15 protein-coding genes are annotated in these 16,440 nt (G+C 57.4%); 10 read left to right on the top strand and 5 right to left on the bottom strand.

What is annotated here, in order from left to right; genetic code table 11:
* Positions 1-923 precede the first annotated feature (923 nt).
* The 3 genes from AXYL_RS34010 to AXYL_RS34000 form a co-directional block, all read right to left on the bottom strand.
* Positions 924-2,045, bottom strand: a complete 1,122-nt coding sequence (locus tag AXYL_RS34010; protein WP_013397365.1) for a ParB/RepB/Spo0J family partition protein — start codon at positions 2,043-2,045, stop codon at positions 924-926.
* The gene (locus AXYL_RS34005; RefSeq protein WP_013397364.1) at positions 2,045-2,794 is read right to left on the bottom strand and encodes an AAA family ATPase; all 750 of its coding nucleotides are present in this window, start codon (positions 2,792-2,794) and stop codon (positions 2,045-2,047) included. Before AXYL_RS34005 ends, AXYL_RS34010 begins: the two co-directional genes overlap by 1 nt.
* A 788-nt stretch (positions 2,795-3,582) precedes the next feature.
* Positions 3,583-5,322: a hypothetical protein gene (locus AXYL_RS34000; protein ID WP_013397363.1), complete on the bottom strand. Its 1,740-nt coding sequence runs from the start codon at positions 5,320-5,322 to the stop codon at positions 3,583-3,585.
* A 354-nt stretch (positions 5,323-5,676) separates the two neighbouring features.
* Here AXYL_RS34000 and AXYL_RS34720 point away from each other — a divergent pair, with 354 nt between their 5' ends.
* The 6 genes from AXYL_RS34720 to AXYL_RS33980 all read left to right on the top strand — a co-directional run bounded on the left by AXYL_RS34720 (position 5,677) and on the right by AXYL_RS33980 (position 11,000).
* Entirely contained in the window at positions 5,677-6,018 is a 342-nt protein-coding gene (locus AXYL_RS34720) for a hypothetical protein (RefSeq protein WP_013397362.1), read from the top strand.
* A gap of 36 nt (positions 6,019-6,054) precedes the next feature.
* Positions 6,055-6,678, top strand: coding sequence for a hypothetical protein (locus AXYL_RS33995; protein WP_013397361.1), 624 nt, complete (start codon positions 6,055-6,057; stop codon positions 6,676-6,678).
* Positions 6,679-6,720: 42 nt separating this feature from the next.
* On the top strand, positions 6,721-7,077 hold the full coding sequence (locus AXYL_RS35055) for a hypothetical protein (RefSeq protein ID WP_148260792.1): 357 nt from the start codon (positions 6,721-6,723) through the stop codon (positions 7,075-7,077).
* Positions 7,077-8,495, top strand: a complete 1,419-nt coding sequence (locus AXYL_RS33985) for a hypothetical protein (protein ID WP_013397359.1) — start codon at positions 7,077-7,079, stop codon at positions 8,493-8,495. Before AXYL_RS35055 ends, AXYL_RS33985 begins: the two co-directional genes overlap by 1 nt.
* A gap of 98 nt (positions 8,496-8,593) precedes the next feature.
* On the top strand, positions 8,594-9,232 hold the full coding sequence (locus AXYL_RS34715) for a hypothetical protein (protein ID WP_148260791.1): 639 nt from the start codon (positions 8,594-8,596) through the stop codon (positions 9,230-9,232).
* A 31-nt stretch (positions 9,233-9,263) separates the two neighbouring features.
* On the top strand, positions 9,264-11,000 hold the full coding sequence (locus AXYL_RS33980; RefSeq protein ID WP_013397357.1) for a hypothetical protein: 1,737 nt from the start codon (positions 9,264-9,266) through the stop codon (positions 10,998-11,000).
* Here AXYL_RS33980 and AXYL_RS33975 read toward each other — a convergent pair whose 3' ends face one another.
* Positions 11,001-11,435, bottom strand: a complete 435-nt coding sequence (locus AXYL_RS33975) for an H-NS family nucleoid-associated regulatory protein (protein ID WP_013397356.1) — start codon at positions 11,433-11,435, stop codon at positions 11,001-11,003. It abuts the gene before it with no gap.
* Between the two features lie 32 nt (positions 11,436-11,467).
* Positions 11,468-13,243, bottom strand: a complete 1,776-nt coding sequence (gene dnaG / locus AXYL_RS34190) for a DNA primase (RefSeq protein ID WP_013397355.1) — start codon at positions 13,241-13,243, stop codon at positions 11,468-11,470.
* Positions 13,244-13,317: 74 nt separating this feature from the next.
* On the opposite strand from dnaG, the gene AXYL_RS33965 reads away from it, so the two are divergent.
* The 4 genes from AXYL_RS33965 to AXYL_RS33950 are packed head-to-tail and all read left to right on the top strand — an operon-like array spanning position 13,318 to position 16,433.
* Entirely contained in the window at positions 13,318-13,746 is a 429-nt protein-coding gene (locus AXYL_RS33965; RefSeq protein ID WP_013397354.1) for a hypothetical protein, read from the top strand.
* Positions 13,733-14,311, top strand: coding sequence for a hypothetical protein (locus AXYL_RS33960; RefSeq protein WP_013397353.1), 579 nt, complete (start codon positions 13,733-13,735; stop codon positions 14,309-14,311). The genes AXYL_RS33965 and AXYL_RS33960 overlap by 14 nt, the downstream gene beginning before the upstream one ends.
* Positions 14,308-14,907, top strand: coding sequence for a lytic transglycosylase domain-containing protein (locus tag AXYL_RS33955; RefSeq protein ID WP_013397352.1), 600 nt, complete (start codon positions 14,308-14,310; stop codon positions 14,905-14,907). Before AXYL_RS33960 ends, AXYL_RS33955 begins: the two co-directional genes overlap by 4 nt.
* Positions 14,907-16,433, top strand: a complete 1,527-nt coding sequence (locus AXYL_RS33950) for a hypothetical protein (RefSeq protein WP_013397351.1) — start codon at positions 14,907-14,909, stop codon at positions 16,431-16,433. Before AXYL_RS33955 ends, AXYL_RS33950 begins: the two co-directional genes overlap by 1 nt.
* Positions 16,434-16,440: the final 7 nt, after the last annotated feature.

The following is a 16,440-nucleotide window of genomic DNA, read 5'->3' as shown; positions in this document are numbered from 1 at the left end:
TGCAACTCCTCTCTTCACCTTTCGCGCGGCGCCTCGACAACAGCCATCGGCCCTTTCCCGTTACGGCTCACCTTTGAGCGAAGCACAGGTTCCCGCTAATCCTCACCTTTGAAGTGATTCCTGTATTGCCTCACCTTTCCCGGGTCCCTGCTCGATCTCACCTATGGGCGGCATCAGGTTCCTGCGGGCGCTCACCTTTCCGTGATGGCCTTGGGAGGAGCGGGTTTGGGCCCTAGCTTTTGATGTTTTTAATCAAGGGGTTAGAAGGATTCGCGCCTTCTCAGTTCCCGGGCGATCTCACCTTTCGCGGATGTGAAGCCGAACACACTGAATCCTGTTCCGACTCACCTAAAGCACTTCACCCGGTGCGATCGCCGGAAGTTACTTACACACCTTCGGGGCTCGAAAAACTCAGAACTCGTATATATATCAGTGACTTACAGTGAATGCCGGTGAATGTCATTCGCTTCCCGTAGAAGCTCACCTTTGACATTTAGGCGCGTTGAACGGCCTTTCCCGAAACCTCTCACCTTCCAGTTCCTGAAGCGTCTCACCTATGGCGACAGAACATCCCGTATCCACTCACCATGATTCCCGCCGTATCTCACTGATCTCTTCAAAGGCATCCCGAAATCCTTCACCTATCAACCCGTAAGTTCTCACTTTGCTCCCTGTAGAGCCTCACCTGATCCCCTATAACCCATTGATATAAAAAGAAATTTTTACAGGTTAACAGTTTTAAGCTTTTAACATGGGTTTAAATTTCAATTCTCTCAACGGCCCAGGGGAGTCCAGTTGAACCAAAACCCGACACCAAACCCCAGTTTCCAGGCACAAGCCTGGGCAAACGCTACGCGCCATAGGCCTATTGAGTAGAAGGAGAGGTTCCTGAATTCCCTCACCTTCCCGCCCACCACTCCCTATTAGGCACTCGCCTCCCGCTCGGCTTCCTGTAGCAGCTCCGCTAATCGCTTACGAAGCTCCTCTACCAGCTTGCCGGCGTTCGCCTTGTTCGGCAGCGTGATGTCCATTTGAACTCTACCCGCATCCCATTCTTTGATGAAACCCACGGATCGAGCTTGATCGCCCTGCCCTACTTCGAGCTGATATTGACGTGAATTGTGCCGAGGTTTCTTGGCTGCAGCCCCGCGTGCAGCGTAACGCTCGCGGAGATTGATGATGGCCTGCCGGCTCGTTTCGTCATTCAGGACCTTTTCTACCTGTTCCAGCACGACTTTCGCAGGTGCAACCTTCTGCAACTGGACCAGCTCGTACAGGACCGAGATCTTGAACGCAGCGGGATTCGTTCGTATGACGTCGAGACATGCCTCTTCGAGGTCGAGGATGGCCAGTGTTTTATTGATCTGGGAAGCGGTGTAGCCCTTGACCTGGCCATTCTCAGCCATCGACAAACGCGCAGCCAGCGCGGCTTCGGTGGCGAAGACTCCAGCTTCCAACAACTGCCGCCAGGCAAGGGCGTTATCTATCGCCGTTTGCCCATTGCGGCGGTCATTCGACTTGAAGGAAAGCAAGTACAAGTCTTCATCGCTGACGTTCTCGAAGACCTGTATTCCGAGCGACGGCAGGCCGGCGCTGATCGCACCAAGCTTGCGAGTTTCCCCATCGATCACGATGAATCGACCGTCACGTTCCGTTCCGATCAGCAATGCGAGCTGGCCATCTTCGCGCAGCCAATTTGCCATCGCTTCAATGATCTGCGGCGGGTACAGCTTCCGGGCACCGTACGGATTGCTGACGAGCTCCGAGGTGGGAGCATTTACTATCCGCGGCGATCCGTACTTGTTCTGAAGCATCGATGCGATGTCTTCGGAAGAAGATTCCGATGAGAGCGCCGGCCGCGCAGCGAGTTCGGGCGACCCCATTGGCTCGTGGTAGCCGGTGGGGACGGACTCGAGCACTTTTTCCGCTCGATTGAAGCGGTCCTGAATCGAGGGCCTGGGCGTTACGCCTGGAGCGACGGGAGTGGGGGTTGTTGCTTCGGCTGCTCGTTTTACGGCTGCTTCGAGATTTGGGCGACGTGCCATTATTTTTTCCTCCTAGTTGCGTTCTGGTCCGCGTACTGTGGCAACCCGAAGAGATCCAAGATCTCGGAGGCCAGGTTCTCAACTTCAGTGATGGCCGGGGATTTGGAAGCTAGGGCATGAACCGTAGCGCCGTAGGCTTGCGATTCTGGAAAGGCATTCCGCCGAGAGAGAACGCTCTTGAACGTGGGTATTTCCTCATCTTCTGCGATGACTTTCATGCAGTGATCGAACAATCGTCCGCGGCTCACCAACGTGGGGAGGTAGCGGATCTGGAGGTCTTCGTTGAATTCGCGTTGGGCGCGGAGTGCAATGTCCTTCGCCTCCTTTGCTGCCCACACGTTATCGAGAACGGGGATTATTGGAATGACGCAAAGATCTGCGATTTGCAGTGCGGCCCAAGGAATCGGCGAGGCGATCGCAGGCGGGCAATCCAGGAGAATTACGTCAACTTCACCAATGTTCTTCTGAATTTCGCTCGTAAATTTGGGACCCATGGCATGCAGGTTGGTCACGCGCGCTGGGAACGGCCGATCGTCGGGAGCCTGGCCGTTCCATGTTGTAGCGGTCTGCTGTGAGTCCAAATCGACAATTAACACCTTATATCCCCGCAGGGCAATCGCACCCCCTGCCTGCATTGCTGAGGTCGTTTTGCCGCAGCCCCCTTTTTGATTGAGGAAGGCGCCTATGCGCGTTTGTATTTCCGCTATTGCTGCCGCCAGGGGTGTCAGGGTCTTCTGTTTCGTGGCCATGTGAACTTTCACCGGTGAAAGATGCCGCGCGGGGCGGCCGGAAGGCGCTGTAAGCCGAAAAGGCCTGAGCTCGAGATGAGATAGATGGTATATACGGATGATATTGGCATGAGCTCTCTATCTCAAGGAATTATCCAGAATCCGTCCATTTTTTAAGAAATTCGCTGTTTAAAACCGTCCAATCGTTGGGCATACGCCACGGCTATTCTTCGGGGGACTTTCACCGGTGAAAGATCATGCGGAGCCTGGCGCTGACCTATCGCTTTGCGCATATCCCTAATTTCGGAAAGAAATGGGTCATGCAAAAGCTATGGGCTGGGCTTTCACCGGTGAAAGTTAGAAGCGAATCGGGCGATCCCTTCGGTGCGATATTTTTATCGCGTCGGCGATCGCACTGATCTTTCACCGGTGAAAGTGTCCGTGTTAAAGATGCCAATAGGGATCGCAGTTTTGATATGCAGTTGCGAGGAACTGCACTGAGGTTCGAATCGGCTCACGATGGCATGGCCAGAATCTTTCACCGGTGAAACTTCGAGACTGAGGAAGTAATACCTGCGTTGTTTCTTAGTGCTTGTTATCGGGATGCCGATCTTTCACCGGTGAAAGATCGACGTCGATTTGAACTCAGTAGCTCAGACTGCCGATGACTGTTATCGAATGTCATTCGTTGTCTGTGTGTGGCCACAGAAATTGAATTTGAATGACATTCACCGACAATATAATTCATTCGTGATTGAGATAAAAAAAACGCCGCAATGCGGCGTCCTTGAGTGGTTGCGTCCCTACTTCTAGCCGTGGGGACTGCGCCCCAATTGGATCGGCGCTGGCCGGGCGCTATTCGAGGACAGAACGTCTTCGCGAGTCTTCTCTCCGCCATCGTTCTGACGGCGCTGCAGGGTGCCGTCTCGGAGAGCTTCGAAAAGGCGTTCGCTGACGCGAGCGTTCTGCTCGCTGGAGCGCTCTCCGACAACGCGACGAACCCACTGACCTAGAGACTGGAAGGCGCTTTCAATCTTTCGGAAAATTCGGCCAACTGTTCGGTCCAGACCCGTAGTTCCGGTCGACTCTCCAGCGCGTTCGTCAAAATGAAAGCGCTGCTCCCGCCACAAGGAGAACGCATGTGCCGCCGCCTCGACGGGATCAGAGCATTGAGCAATCGCTTCCGGCGCCATTTGTGCGGCGACCATCGCGCGCCGGACCCGATCATTTAACGGACTGCCGTCGACGAAGGCGGCACGCAATGTCTCTGCCTCGTGAGGGGACATGAGGGTACTTTCGGCATAGTGGAAAGCCTCATGATTGAAGGCCCTGCCGGCACTTCTCGCCCGAACCGAAACCTCAATAAGGTTGTCGAGCTGCCGAGCGGCCACTTCTTCTTCTTCTTCCCCGTTTACCGCCCGAATCACCTTGTTGAGCAAGCGCACGGACATCGTGCTACCAAGCATCTCCTTGGCTTCGCGCACCATGTCAGATTGGGTCATGTCCTGGCGGAGAGCTAAAGCGGACCTCGGAACGAGATCCATGCTGTATACCGGCTGAGCGGTGCGGAGTTTTGCGCGAACCTCAGGCGTCATTGGCACGTAGGGCAGCGAATGAACTGTGCCTGCGTTCAATTGAACGTCACTCGCTTTCACCGTTACCCCGGTCCCTTTTAGGGCCTTGTTGGCCAAGGAGGGGAGGACACGAAGGTAGAACTCGTCGAGACCATCGTCTCGCCGGAACCGACCTCCGTTGCGCAGATCAGCATTGATCCACGCGATCCCTGTAATTGAGCTGTCCTCTGCGGCCCGCTGCATTACGCGACGCAATATTAGACCCGCCCAGCTTTCAGTATGACCAATGAATGGACCATCCGGTACGCCGCCCAGGTCCCCCGCTCGTCTCCGTTTCTGGGCCCAGTCAGATTGAATTTCGTCGATAAAGAAGAGTCCCCCACGACGAGTTGTACGTGTATGGGCCATAAGGTTCTTTATCGCCGAACCGGTCGTCGGATCCACCATATCGCTGTAGTGATGACGGGTAAAGTCCGGAAGCGTGTCCCGCTCTGACATCAATTTGCGCCGTTCTTCGTCAAGTTGATGCACCAACATTGGCTCTTTCAAGAGACGTTCGGGATTGAAATCCAGGTCTTCAAGTTCGAAGCGGATTTCTTCCAAGCGATCCTCCACGTTATCCCTTGGCGAGTTGAGGCAATACAGAGTTTCGGTGTATCTGTCGTGACCTGGAACCGCGTACTCCCTGTACTTTGGCCTGCTGAGATCGATCTCCTTAATTGTCGGGCGCAACGCCAGCTGCCCAAGGATGCTTTCTTGGGTGACTGGGTGATTTCCTTGTGCCTCCAGCCACTCGACAATGCCGGCCTCCTCGATTTCCCTCTGCTTTACCCCCTTTTGAGTCAGGGCGCGAATCGCATTGATCCATTGGCTGGCGGGAGCCCTTTTTTGCATCTCGCGCACCTTCTCGGCTAGTTGGCTGGCCATGCGCGGATCAAGGCCAGCATTGAGATAACGATAGTGGGGAGTTGACATTCCCTAGAGCTCCAAATGGGATGAACGCATGACAGGGCAGGCCTAAGCGCGACGCTTGTCATTCCTTGATTCCTTGACATCGTCGGCATAGTCCGGTTGTTAGGATGAACTATACTTGTAATTCATACTGATATTTACTGTGAAACCCTCTGCTTCTCCTATGAGCGACTCAGTGAGATGGGGTAGGGAGTGGGCACACATAACGCGAGGGGTAGTGTCGAACTGGGCTTAGCGCAGCAGCAGGAACAGGCCGGATGGGACTCCGCCTAAATGGAGTCTCCACGGTCGATGGTTACGTTCCACTGGTAGCGCTCGCGGTCGGCACTCTTGCTTGCAGGACGAGGACCGATATAGATGCGTACCGGCGGCAGCCCTGAATTGTTTACCCGCGAACAAGCGGAGCAACTACACAAACTGCGCGATCGCTTGGAACTGGCTCCGGTGACGGGCAGGCCATTCTCGACTTCGCGCATGTTCCAGGACTTGGCGATGAGCGGCGCACTGGACAAACTTCCGGCACCTGAATCTTGTGTACCGCTGGTGGATCTGATCCGCGAAGAAAGTCCGTTTATGCGCGGGCGGCAGCACATTCTCGATGCAGTCCGAAACGCACAGGCGATGCATGAGCGTCTGCAGAACCACCACGTCGTATCGGAAGCGTCGATCCCTCGACCGCAAGAGCGGCCCAGGGGCTAGTGCAACCCGCGGCGCGCCACACTGGAATGAGCAGACATGGGCAAGGCAATTGCAAGGACGAGCAGCCGATATCCATTCGACTTCGCAAATCCGGATCCCCGGCACGTGGATATAGTCGATATTGCCCTTGGATTGTCCAAGGAGTGCAGGTGGAACGGGCAGTTACCCCCCGATGAGTTTCTGAGCGTCGCGCAGCATTGTGTGATGGCCAGCCAGATGGTGCCGCCGCATCTGCAGTTCGAAGGGCTACTTCACGACGGCGAAGAGGCGTATGTCCGAGATCTGGCCTCGCCAATCAAACACCTCATCCCCCAGTATGTCTCGCTGGCAGCCGGGGTGACGCGTGCGATACGAATTCGATTCGATTTGCCCTTGGATCATCATTCGCCTGAAGTGAAGTACGTCGACAGTGAACTCCAGGAGATGGAGGAGGGAGCGATCTTCGGCAATGGACCCAAATTCGAGCTCTGGACTCCCAAACAAGCTTTTGAACGGTTCATTGAGCGATTCAATGAGCTTTATCCCGCGCATCTCGAGAGGCTTCGTGAACGAGGCGTACTGACTTATCACGATCGCCTGGTAGCGCACTCACAAGCACACGTCGACCTGGTCGAGGCATCGACTATCAAGTACATCCCGCGCGAATCGTGCAGGGGCTGACGCCCGCACAGAATGCGCACATCCCGAACTACTGAGACGAATATGGATTCCTCCTTGAGTCGACTCCCCCCTGATTTTGAGCGCGCCATTGCGGACCTACGTGCTGCTCGTAGCGCGCCAGATGATGGCCCATTGCAGGTCCAGATATGGCGGGCCGGCGGCGAAGTGGCCATTGCCATTGCTTACCGACCAGGTCGTGGCCAACGCCTCACGGGTGGTTATGACGGGCAGGCCCTGTATTGGGTCGCGGAAGATGGTCAGAAGGAAACCACTGTGGAAATTGACGCAACCATTGCCGCCCACCTGGGTGGCGGTCTTCTAGTGGTCTATCTCGATCCTGACGCCAACGCCCCAGTGGGCGATGGCATGTTGACGCAACAGAATGCTGGGGGCTATTGATGGCTATCAATGAACTGTCCAGTGGCATTGGCAGCCGCACCATAAGCTTTCTGCAGCGGGCGGCCGAGGCTGGTCACGAAGTTCGAGTGGAAACCAAAGGGACTATCGTTCGAGACGCGCACGCGCTTGGGCGGCGCCTCCTCATACTCGGATTTGCAGCATCTGTAAGCGCTGCGGGGACGAATGCTGCGGCAGAAGAGGATCTCCGGCTTGCTCCGCCAAGGGTGAGCATAAACGGGGATCTCGTGCACCCTGACTCGATGCTCGCGCGCCTGGTTCAAAGTGAAGAATCCGAAGATGACGCCGGCGAGGAAGTGCTACAGAACAGGGAGCTCATTGAGGGATTGGCACAATGCTCCCCTGGGTTGGAGACGGTTGAGCCGTCTCTCCTGCTGACCGCATACCGTTACTCCGCCGGGTGGCAGGACGTCTCTTCAAGCGCGCGAGCTGGGGCTCTAGTTCAGCTCGCACAGACTTACGCAGATTTGTCCACATGGGCCGCGAATTCTGGACGAAGCCTGGAACTGGCCATCGCTGCATATTGCGAGAACAGTCAAGACTGGCAGGGCCAGGTTATGAAATGGGACTCGGCCGCGGCAGGCCAAGACGATCCTAGAGAGTTCTATCGGGGCGTTGTCCTCGAACATCGCGCACGACTATACGGCAATGTCGTTCAGGCGCAGTGGGAGTATGAGGCGAACGAAAAGCTGGCCAGCAGCCTCGCCGAGCAAGGTCTTCAGCTGAAAGTGAGAGGAGACTACAGCGGCTGGGTATCAGCAGTTGGCTCGGTAGCCCGTGGCGTTGCCGAAGTGACCGGATCCTCCAAGTCGCAGGCGATCGTGCGCGGCGCAACTAGCCTTGCATCCTCTGGCGCATACGCAGCCCGCGGGTTGGAACGGGTTGGGGATGCACAAGGAGCTCAGCGTCGAATTGATCTGGCTGGTCGGTCGATCTCGGAGATTGCAAGGCTCGGCAGAAGCGCTGATCGCATGCTCGATGGTGCCTCTCGGGCCAACGGCTCTCAGAAGAAGGATGGGCCGGCCGTGCGAGCACCAAGGGCAGAGGAACGCCCCATAGGTGTGGTCTCGCCTGATGCTCGGGCTATCGGGATGCTTTCTGATGCCGCGCAGCGCATGGGCTTCCAGGTCAGCCTTTCCCCACTCACCGGGGAGCCAGTCCCCAGGGACCACGCTACTGTCATCGCGACTCACAGCACCGATACCGCAGTCGCCCGCCAGGCGGCGCAGCGAAACCTCGCTGAGGTAGCGACGCTCCACGAATTCGCCCGGGCAAGCGGGATTCGTCTCAGTTTCGACCTCATGTACCAAGAGTACGCGCAGTTGGCTGATGCGGTGCAAGAGCGGGACCGCCAGGTCGGTCGTCAATTAAAGCCGGGTGATCGCCCGCGCGGAGGATAGTCATGCACGTTCCCACCGACAGTCCATTCTTTACGCGGCTGTACCTAATTCAGAAGGGACCGGGGGTCCTCCCGCCTGGAGGGCCACTTCCAAACCCGATGGACCTCGTCATCCATTGCCTGTTGGTCGCCGCCCCGGGTTCATCGGTGCGCAAGGTACGTCAGCGCGCCGCCGAGGGCGACCTGTTTGATCCAGCTCTTCATGCGATTACGGAGGTGCAGTGGATCGGAGATGAGGCTGCAATTCTTGAACGCACCGTTGCGCTGTGCGCGATGCCGTCGGGGGAGCCCGCTTCCCCGCATGTCATGTACGGGCCATTCCGAGACGGAAACCTAGCCGAAAGGTGGCTTGATACGCACTTTCCGACCACGGCTTCCCAAGGCCATGTTCTATATCCGATACCAAACGCATTCTCTCTTGGCCTCCATACATGGAACGCCGAGATGCAGGGCGTACTAGGCAATCGTCTTACCGAAATTCCATGCCGATTTGGAGATCCGAAACAAAAGCTCATGGCGGCACACCGTGTTTCGGCTTTGGGCAGTCGCAGGCCTGCCGAAGCTGCCTTCGAAGACTTACGCGCCGGGGTGACGGGCCGAGCAGGGGAGCCGCTCGGAGGGACCAATGAGCAGGACGCGCAGTTCAGTCGGCTTCTGGACCTAACAGCGCCGGGAGACAGGGAAGAAGCTCGCAGAATCATTCTGGATCTGCGGCGCGGAATCGCACAGAAAGCCTAGACCTTTGTCTGGCAACTATTTGGAGCTATAGATGTTGTTGAAATCTGATCTCGGAAAAGAAGCGCCTGACGAAATGGATATCGTCAGGGAAGAGGAACCGGCAGACGGCGCCGCTTCGCGCCAGGACGATGGCCGGGACAATCTCTTTGTTGGAGGAGCCAAACCCCGCTCGCCCCAGACGTCGCGAATGGCCGCACGTGCAGGGCAGCGCGATGACAACCCAGCCCACCTCGCAGATGATTCCACTCGCGCGATCCCGCCTTCCAGGACGGCTCCTCTTGGCAGCTCACTCCGACCTGGCCCTGCCTCAGCGCAAGGATTGCCGCCGCTTGCCGATCGAGTCAAACGACCAGCGGACGCACTTGACGGGCGACGCCTCGCCGAGTTCTGGGCCGCCAAACAGTCGGAAAGAGTCGCGCGGAAAGTGGAGAGCTCCATCGCCGCCACCCCCCAATTGGGCGCCGTGCATCCCAATGTGATCATGCGACTCATGCAAGCACTGATGCGGATTCTTCGGCTGTTGTTCGAAAAGCTCGGCGTGCACGAAAGGCCCAAGGATCAGGAAAAGAAGGACGAACGCGGACAAGAGCCTAAGGCGAATGTCCGATTCCACGCTGCCGAGTCGGCCCCCTCCGGTCCTGCTGAGCCGGCGCGGACTGACGCGGCCAGCCGCACGCAGCCTGCCGAGGCCGTGAAAGCCAACCAGGAGTCTGTAGAGTTGGCGAGTAAACAGGTAGAGCCGAGCGTGCCCACCGCCGCGGAGACCGCGACCTCCTCTCCTGAAATCACACCGGCGACTACAGCGGCAGATCTCGTCACGGCGGCATTTGTGCGCGCGAGCGACGACCCCCAGATCCGGAGGCGAATGGATGAGGTGGGGCAGAACTCCAGTCTGCAGACAGCAATCTACATGGCAGCTGTTGTGAATGACCTGCGAAGCATGGCCCGCCTGGTCCAGGATCGCCTTTCCGCTTATGGGGGGGCCATGAACCTGCGCTTGGCCCGCTATCAAGTTCATTGCCAGACATTTGGTGGTCACACGGCTGCAGCTCTGCTTTTGCAGAACGGCGTGATCCAACCGCGAGACATCTCTGCTGCGTTCGCCGAAGAGGTCAAGGGCATCACCGCGAGGCACCAGCCGCACTTGGACGAATTGAATTTGCTCCGTCTCGCAGTGACGGAGGCGGCGCGCGAGGTGTATCAATGCACCGCGGATTCGCCGATTCGGGAACAGTTGCTCGCGGAAATGGACGGTTCCTTGACGGACCTGTTGGGTAAAGATTGGAGGAAATCGCTCGCCCTTGAGCGTCTGGGAGCGGCACCCGATGAAGCCGAAATCGCGGAGCTTGTTCAGCGAGTGAGTGACGCTCCCGATGTCGGTGATTTCTACCCGGATTCTGCGGATCAGCACGACGTCCCAGAGTTTGCACATGCGGTGAGCGATAGCCTTCAGCAGGGACCGGACCAGTCAGCTCCAAGGATCGACGGATCGGCTGATTCTTCCCCGAGTTCTCCAGGTGAAGATCTCACATCGCCGCCGTCCATGGAAGCCGGCATTACATTCAACGTTGATTCGGAACCCGCCGCTTCGTTCGATGGTGCAGCACCGTCGCTTCCGGTTGACAAGGACGAGGCTGGTTCGGAAGCAATGTCGCGCGACGAAGCCGTGGCTCAATTCGCGCTTCTCGAAGCCAACTCCTCGACTACAAGCAGTGGTGAGCTGGCGCCGGTAGAAGCGCACGAGGATTACGCGCGTGAGCGAGGTTGATTAATTGTCGGAGGGGAGGGCCGCGGGCAGTTTCTCTATGAGAAACTGCTCGCGATCTTCTTTGCTGTACCCTGCGATCCAACCAGGAGCTCTCCCTAAACCGCTCCAGGTGTGCCCCTCGGGGGAGATGTACTTCATGGCTACGGGGCGCTTCGAAAAGGTTTGGCGCATCCCCTTAGTGATTCCAACAGGGCGACGCCCGCGCCGCGGCTTACCATCAGTCTTTTGACTTCGAGCGCGCGTCACGTCCGCAATCTCTTCGGCAAGGGCCTTGGCCGAAATGCCGCATTCCAGTGCCTTGGCGGCATAAATTCGAAGCTGATGCAGGATCGCATCCTGCTGCGTGCGAATCAACTTCTCGCGCTGAGCATTCAGCTGAGCCAGTTCTCTATCTACTTTGTCCAACGAGGCAAGGGGGCGTGTCTTAGTGGCCATTCGGGGCTCTTAGTACGCTGCGCGCGCACGCTTCACTGGCTGGGTGCTGAGCGATCCCGTGGTCTGGTATGGTCGACCTGGTGGGGACTTTCCGTAGGCGCGAGCAGCTCGGTTAGCAATTTGGGTGTGTGTGTAAGGGTAACACGGGCCCATTCCAGATCTGAGTGAGGCCGTTGGGGTTGCTTCTTGCTGCGACCTTCTTGTATCCCCCGGTCAAATAACGCGATTACCCTGGCTCTCTCGGGATGCTCGGGGGGCAGCAAGGCGAGGAGGGCAGGCCTGATCTGGCCGGCCAGATCAGGCCGAAGCATGGCGGCAATTGCTAGGCGCTTCATTGGCGGCAATCCGTCCAGCTGGCTTGGAGCGGACTGACTCGCTTGCGCGGATTCTTCACTCGGGGCCAAAATCCGACTCACCTCGCGTTCGAGGTAATGACGAAGGCTGGATCTGCTGGGGATGAGAGCCAGCATCCCCTTGAGCTCAAGGGCCCGATCTTGCGGGCCCCCATTTCGCTGCTTAACGTCACTTGGCGCCGAGGATTCTGCCCCGTCCTGTGCAACCATTTCGCGCACGCGCCGCAAGAAATACGATGCGAGGGATTCCCCGTGATCAACGGCCTTTTGTACCGCGTCCGTACCCACTGATCGGATCCATTCATCGGGATCCTGCCCATTCAGAGAGATAAAGCGAAAGTTCACCCGGTCTGCGTAGGGTAGCGATTCCCTGACCGCGCGCCACATTGCCCGTTCGCCGGCGGCGTCGCCATCGAAGAGGTAGACCACTTCAGATGTGTGTTGGCACAACTGATTTAGGTGGCTACCGCGGAAGGCCGTTCCCATGGCAGCAACCGCATTCGGGAACCCATGCTGTGCCAGCATAACGACGTCCATGTAACCCTCCACCACGAGAGCATATCCTCGTGAGGCGATCTCCGTTTTTGCCACGTGGAGCCCATAAAGCAGGTGTCCTTTATGGAAAATGTCCGTGGTACCAGTATTCAAGTACTTGGGAGTTCGCTCATTCTCCTTGTCGTCATTCAAGCGGCGGCCGCCGAAGCCTACGAGCGAGCCGTTAGCGTCTCTCACGGGGAAAATGATGCGGTCTCGGAACGTGTCGAATCGTCGCTTCTGATCATCCGTCTCGCGAACGAGATCGGCGTCAATGAGGAGCGGATCATCGTATCGGTCGCCGAAGACTTCACGCAGTCCGTGCCAGCCCCGGGGCGTGATCCCGATTTCGAAGAGGTCAATGGATTTGTCGGTTAGATGCCGCTTTTTTACCCATTCCTGCAACGTGGCGGACTGGAGATGAGGGCCTCGAGCAGGGGAGCGAAAGGCTGCCAGCGCCTCCTCAAGTACTGCTGATAGGGCCGCGCGTCGTTCGAGGGAAACCGGGGCGGGGAGGTCTTCGGCCGGCGCCGGTGGACGCCGTGCCACTTCGAGCGCCCGTTGAATCACCGGTGAGGGCCCTCCCTCTCCAGGGATTCGCACGCCAAAACGGCCAGCGAACTCGCGGATGACGTCGGGGAAGCTCATCCCGAAATACTTCTGTTGAAACTCCACTGCCCGCCCCTTTTCCCCGCAGCCGTGACAGAAGAAGAACCCTTTCGCTGGAACTACATTGAACGAGGGCGTTCCCTCGGAGTGGAAGGGACACAGCCCGACATAGCTATTGCCGGCTTTGCGGAGGTCTACCGCAGCACCAACAACCTCCACGAGGTTCTCGTCGGCTCTTAGTTTCACCTGCTCAACGACGTCGTCGGGAATCCGTGATGTCCGCTTGCCCCCTTCGTTCCTGATAATTGCCACGTTTTCCGCCTCCAAAAGAATGAATTAGTATAATCAAACATACTGACAAATACGGACAAGCGAGGCCGACAAGAATGAAAGCAAGTGCTGGGCCAACCCAGTCCGCGCACGTGTCGCAGAGCGGAAGCGGCATTTTTGACAGCCAGCTGGCACAGATCCTCTTTGGCACGCCCCCGCCGCTGGGGCGCGCGGGAATTGAGGCACGGGCAGTCGAGAAGTTTGCTTCATGGTTCGCCTCGCAGGACGCCATGTCAGATGTTCGCCTGGCCGCCTACCTCAAGAAGGTCGATAGCCGCCTGCTGCCCAAGCTCAGCGGTCGCGCGATTCTTCAAATCCTGCAAACCGTCGAGCGCCGGCGTCCGCGGCTGCTCCCGGCCATTGCTCTATCCGGTGCGTGGAAGCAGTCGCTCTCTCAGGCGAGGGTTTATTCCGACCTGTTGAAGCCATCCACGCTTGCACGTCTTGCAACAGCTCTGGAGACAGAACGATATGACGACCATTAAGCCGCCCCAGAAGGGAGACGAACAGGTTGAGCTGGACCAGCCAGCCGTTGAGAAGCGACGCAGGGGGCTGGCCGTACGCACTGCGGTTCGAACAGTAAAGGTGGTCGGCAGGCCCTACATCGAACTCGGAAAATCAATGACGAGATTGAGGGGAACCCTAAGGAAGCTTGGACAGTCCCTGGCCTCGCCCGCGAACGCGGGATCCGATTTGAACTACGTAGATGCCTCGGATTCTGCCGAAGCCTTTGAACGCCTCTATGAGGCAAATGGCTGGACCGAGCCGGCGCTGATGAATCAGCGGAAGGCAGTCGTCCGGGCAAAATTTGCCTCTCTAGTGTTGGCCATCATCTTTCTAGCGGTGAGCCTCTACGGATTTCTCACCCTGCGCTACATCGCGTACTTCCCCATAGCCGTGATTTTCATAGGGCTGGCAGTAACTGCCATGGGCCTGGCGCTTTTCATCCAGCACGCCATCAGTCAAGCGCAGATTGACGATCGAAGGCTGTATTCGGCTCATGAGTTTTTCGCCCATCCGAATCGCTGGGTCTTTCTGTTCTCGTCATGAGCAATCTCGCGTTGATGAAAAACCTCACCTCCTCGGCGCTCGTCGCGCTGTCTATTGGTCTTGCAGGCCTTGGCGCCGCTTCCAGCACGGCCCTCGCTCAGAGCGTCACGGGAGCGTCCACTCGAATAACGCTGCCGGCGCGGATGCCGGCTGAATGTTTGAAAACCGCAACTGAGCGCTACCAGCTTAGAACCGACATCCTGCTGGCCATCTTCAAGGTGGAGTCGGGAGGTAAGGCGGGCGTTGTCGGCGTGAACCGAAACAACACGAAAGACCTTGGTGTGGGGCAGTTGAACACCGATTCCTGGGCCAAGTACATGGTGAGCAAGTACGGGATTCCTTTGGAAACCCTGAAGAACAACATGTGCCAAGGGATCATGTCGGCAGCATATGCTCTGCGCAGCGAAATGAACCGCTGCATCAAGGGTGGCTTTGGAGGGTCGGACGCCGTGTGGTGCAGTGTTGCGGTCTATCACCATGGTGGTGCACTGCCGGTACCCACGGCAAACGCCAAGATCCGTGAAATCCAGAAGGTCTATGTGAGTAAGGTCTGGGCCGCGTACCAGCGAATCATTGCGACGGGACGGTTCGAGTAATGGCGCGCGCGAATGGTGAGAGGCAACAGGATTCGATTGCACTGTGGCTGCTGATCGGTTTTGGGTGCAGCTTGATCCTGGGGGGCACTCTTTGGCTGGTGGCAAGTAATCGAATCGTCTTCTACTCGGCGCCGCTGTTCCATTGGCTTGCTAAGCCTTGGGGATGGCTGCCGTTTGACTATGCTGAGCAGGTCGCGTTCGATATGGAGGCCATGTACCGGCTCGCACGACGATACCCGACCAGAATTGGATTCTTCGACTGGCTGGGTTACGCCCACACTGCCATGCGTCCCATGTCCCTGTTCCTGGTCGGCTGGGTGCTAATGATCGGCGCCCGGTTGTACGCGCGGAGGGCTAAGTCCCAAAATCTGCAACGGAAGATGACTCCTGATCTGCTGGTGCAGGAGCTTATGCACTTCACGACGGACATTGCACCAATCGCCTGCATTCAGAAGCAGCTTGTACAGAACAAGCTGAAAAGGTGGCGCCGCCAAGTGTCCCCAATGGAAGTTCTTCATCGGGCGAAGGTCAAAGGAGTGCCGGCGATTGAACCAGGAATGCGCCTAAACGAAGCACGTCTGGCTGAGTACCTCAGTGCGTACACGTTCATGGAGGTCCCGGGCCCGAACGGGAAGATGGAGCGAATCCGACACAACGAGTTCCTTGGTCGACAGATTGTTGACCTGGCCGTTGACTCGCGGAATACAGAGCGCGCGTTCGTAGACCGGATGAGCAGTCTCGGAAAGACGATGTTCGCTTTGCTGGCGCCTGGAGCCTTTAACGGTGCAGAGGGGCGAGCTGATGCGGAAAAGGTGATTCGTGCTCTGAACTGGTCAGCTTATGGGTCCCGCGAAGGCATGGCGCGACTTGACCTGCCCATTGTTCAGGAAATGTACGACAAGTACAGGGAGCACGGTGCAGTGAAACAGCTGCTCCAAATGCACCACTGGGAATACACGTTTCTCCTTGAACTACAGCGCATTGCTGGACGCTCATCCAAGATCGGTTCATGGCGGTACCTCTGGCTCCGGCCTATGGATCGCATCCTATTCTTTGTCTTGGATACGGACGGCCGACATACACCTCATTCGGAATCGGCCGTAGCGGCCCTTGGTCAGCACCCTTATGAGCGAATGTGCGTCGAGGAGGGAATGCTGCCTTTGTGCGCAGTTCATGAAAAGGATCGGCAACGCGGAGAACGCGGAAAGACCATGCCGATCATCTTTGTCAACGAAGTAGTGACAGGCTTCAAGGCCGAGTTCGATGCTTGGGTAAACGGCGTCGATGATGACCACCTCGATCAAATGTGGAAGTCGAAGGATATCTGGCGGATGGCTCGACAAGCGCTTGAACCGGAAGTCGCGCCCAATGATCCTCCTGCAGAAGCGCTTACTGAAGACAGCGAATTTGACAACTACGCCGCCGGTCAGCTTCGAGAAATGAAGGCCGCAGAAGATGCGCGACTTCAAGACGCCCTGGCCGGTTCGTCTGCTCCTGGCGTACGCCAAGGAAGCGCAACACCTTAGGATAACT

Origin of the sequence: Achromobacter xylosoxidans A8 (assembly GCF_000165835.1) — a bacterium.
GTDB classification, from domain to species: domain Bacteria; phylum Pseudomonadota; class Gammaproteobacteria; order Burkholderiales; family Burkholderiaceae_B; genus Achromobacter; species Achromobacter xylosoxidans_B.
This window is presented reverse-complemented; position numbering and strand designations above follow the sequence as displayed.

What these genes read in the sequence shown, in the direction of transcription:
- AXYL_RS33985 (WP_013397359.1), top strand. Translation starts at nt 7,077, where the DNA reads ATGGCTATCAATGAACTGTCCAGTGGCATTGGCAGCCGCACCATAAGC.
- AXYL_RS34720 (WP_013397362.1), top strand. Translation starts at nt 5,677, where the DNA reads ATGCGTACCGGCGGCAGCCCTGAATTGTTTACCCGCGAACAAGCGGAG.
- AXYL_RS34715 (WP_148260791.1), top strand. Translation starts at nt 8,594, where the DNA reads ATGGACCTCGTCATCCATTGCCTGTTGGTCGCCGCCCCGGGTTCATCG.
- AXYL_RS33950 (WP_013397351.1), top strand. Translation starts at nt 14,907, where the DNA reads ATGGCGCGCGCGAATGGTGAGAGGCAACAGGATTCGATTGCACTGTGG.
- AXYL_RS34000 (WP_013397363.1), bottom strand. Translation starts at nt 5,322, where the DNA reads ATGTCAACTCCCCACTATCGTTATCTCAATGCTGGCCTTGATCCGCGC.
- AXYL_RS34005 (WP_013397364.1), bottom strand. Translation starts at nt 2,794, where the DNA reads ATGGCCACGAAACAGAAGACCCTGACACCCCTGGCGGCAGCAATAGCG.
- AXYL_RS33960 (WP_013397353.1), top strand. Translation starts at nt 13,733, where the DNA reads ATGACGACCATTAAGCCGCCCCAGAAGGGAGACGAACAGGTTGAGCTG.
- AXYL_RS33975 (WP_013397356.1), bottom strand. Translation starts at nt 11,435, where the DNA reads ATGGCCACTAAGACACGCCCCCTTGCCTCGTTGGACAAAGTAGATAGA.
- AXYL_RS34010 (WP_013397365.1), bottom strand. Translation starts at nt 2,045, where the DNA reads ATGGCACGTCGCCCAAATCTCGAAGCAGCCGTAAAACGAGCAGCCGAA.
- AXYL_RS33965 (WP_013397354.1), top strand. Translation starts at nt 13,318, where the DNA reads ATGAAAGCAAGTGCTGGGCCAACCCAGTCCGCGCACGTGTCGCAGAGC.
- AXYL_RS33995 (WP_013397361.1), top strand. Translation starts at nt 6,055, where the DNA reads ATGGGCAAGGCAATTGCAAGGACGAGCAGCCGATATCCATTCGACTTC.
- AXYL_RS33980 (WP_013397357.1), top strand. Translation starts at nt 9,264, where the DNA reads ATGTTGTTGAAATCTGATCTCGGAAAAGAAGCGCCTGACGAAATGGAT.
- AXYL_RS33955 (WP_013397352.1), top strand. Translation starts at nt 14,308, where the DNA reads ATGAGCAATCTCGCGTTGATGAAAAACCTCACCTCCTCGGCGCTCGTC.
- AXYL_RS35055 (WP_148260792.1), top strand. Translation starts at nt 6,721, where the DNA reads ATGGATTCCTCCTTGAGTCGACTCCCCCCTGATTTTGAGCGCGCCATT.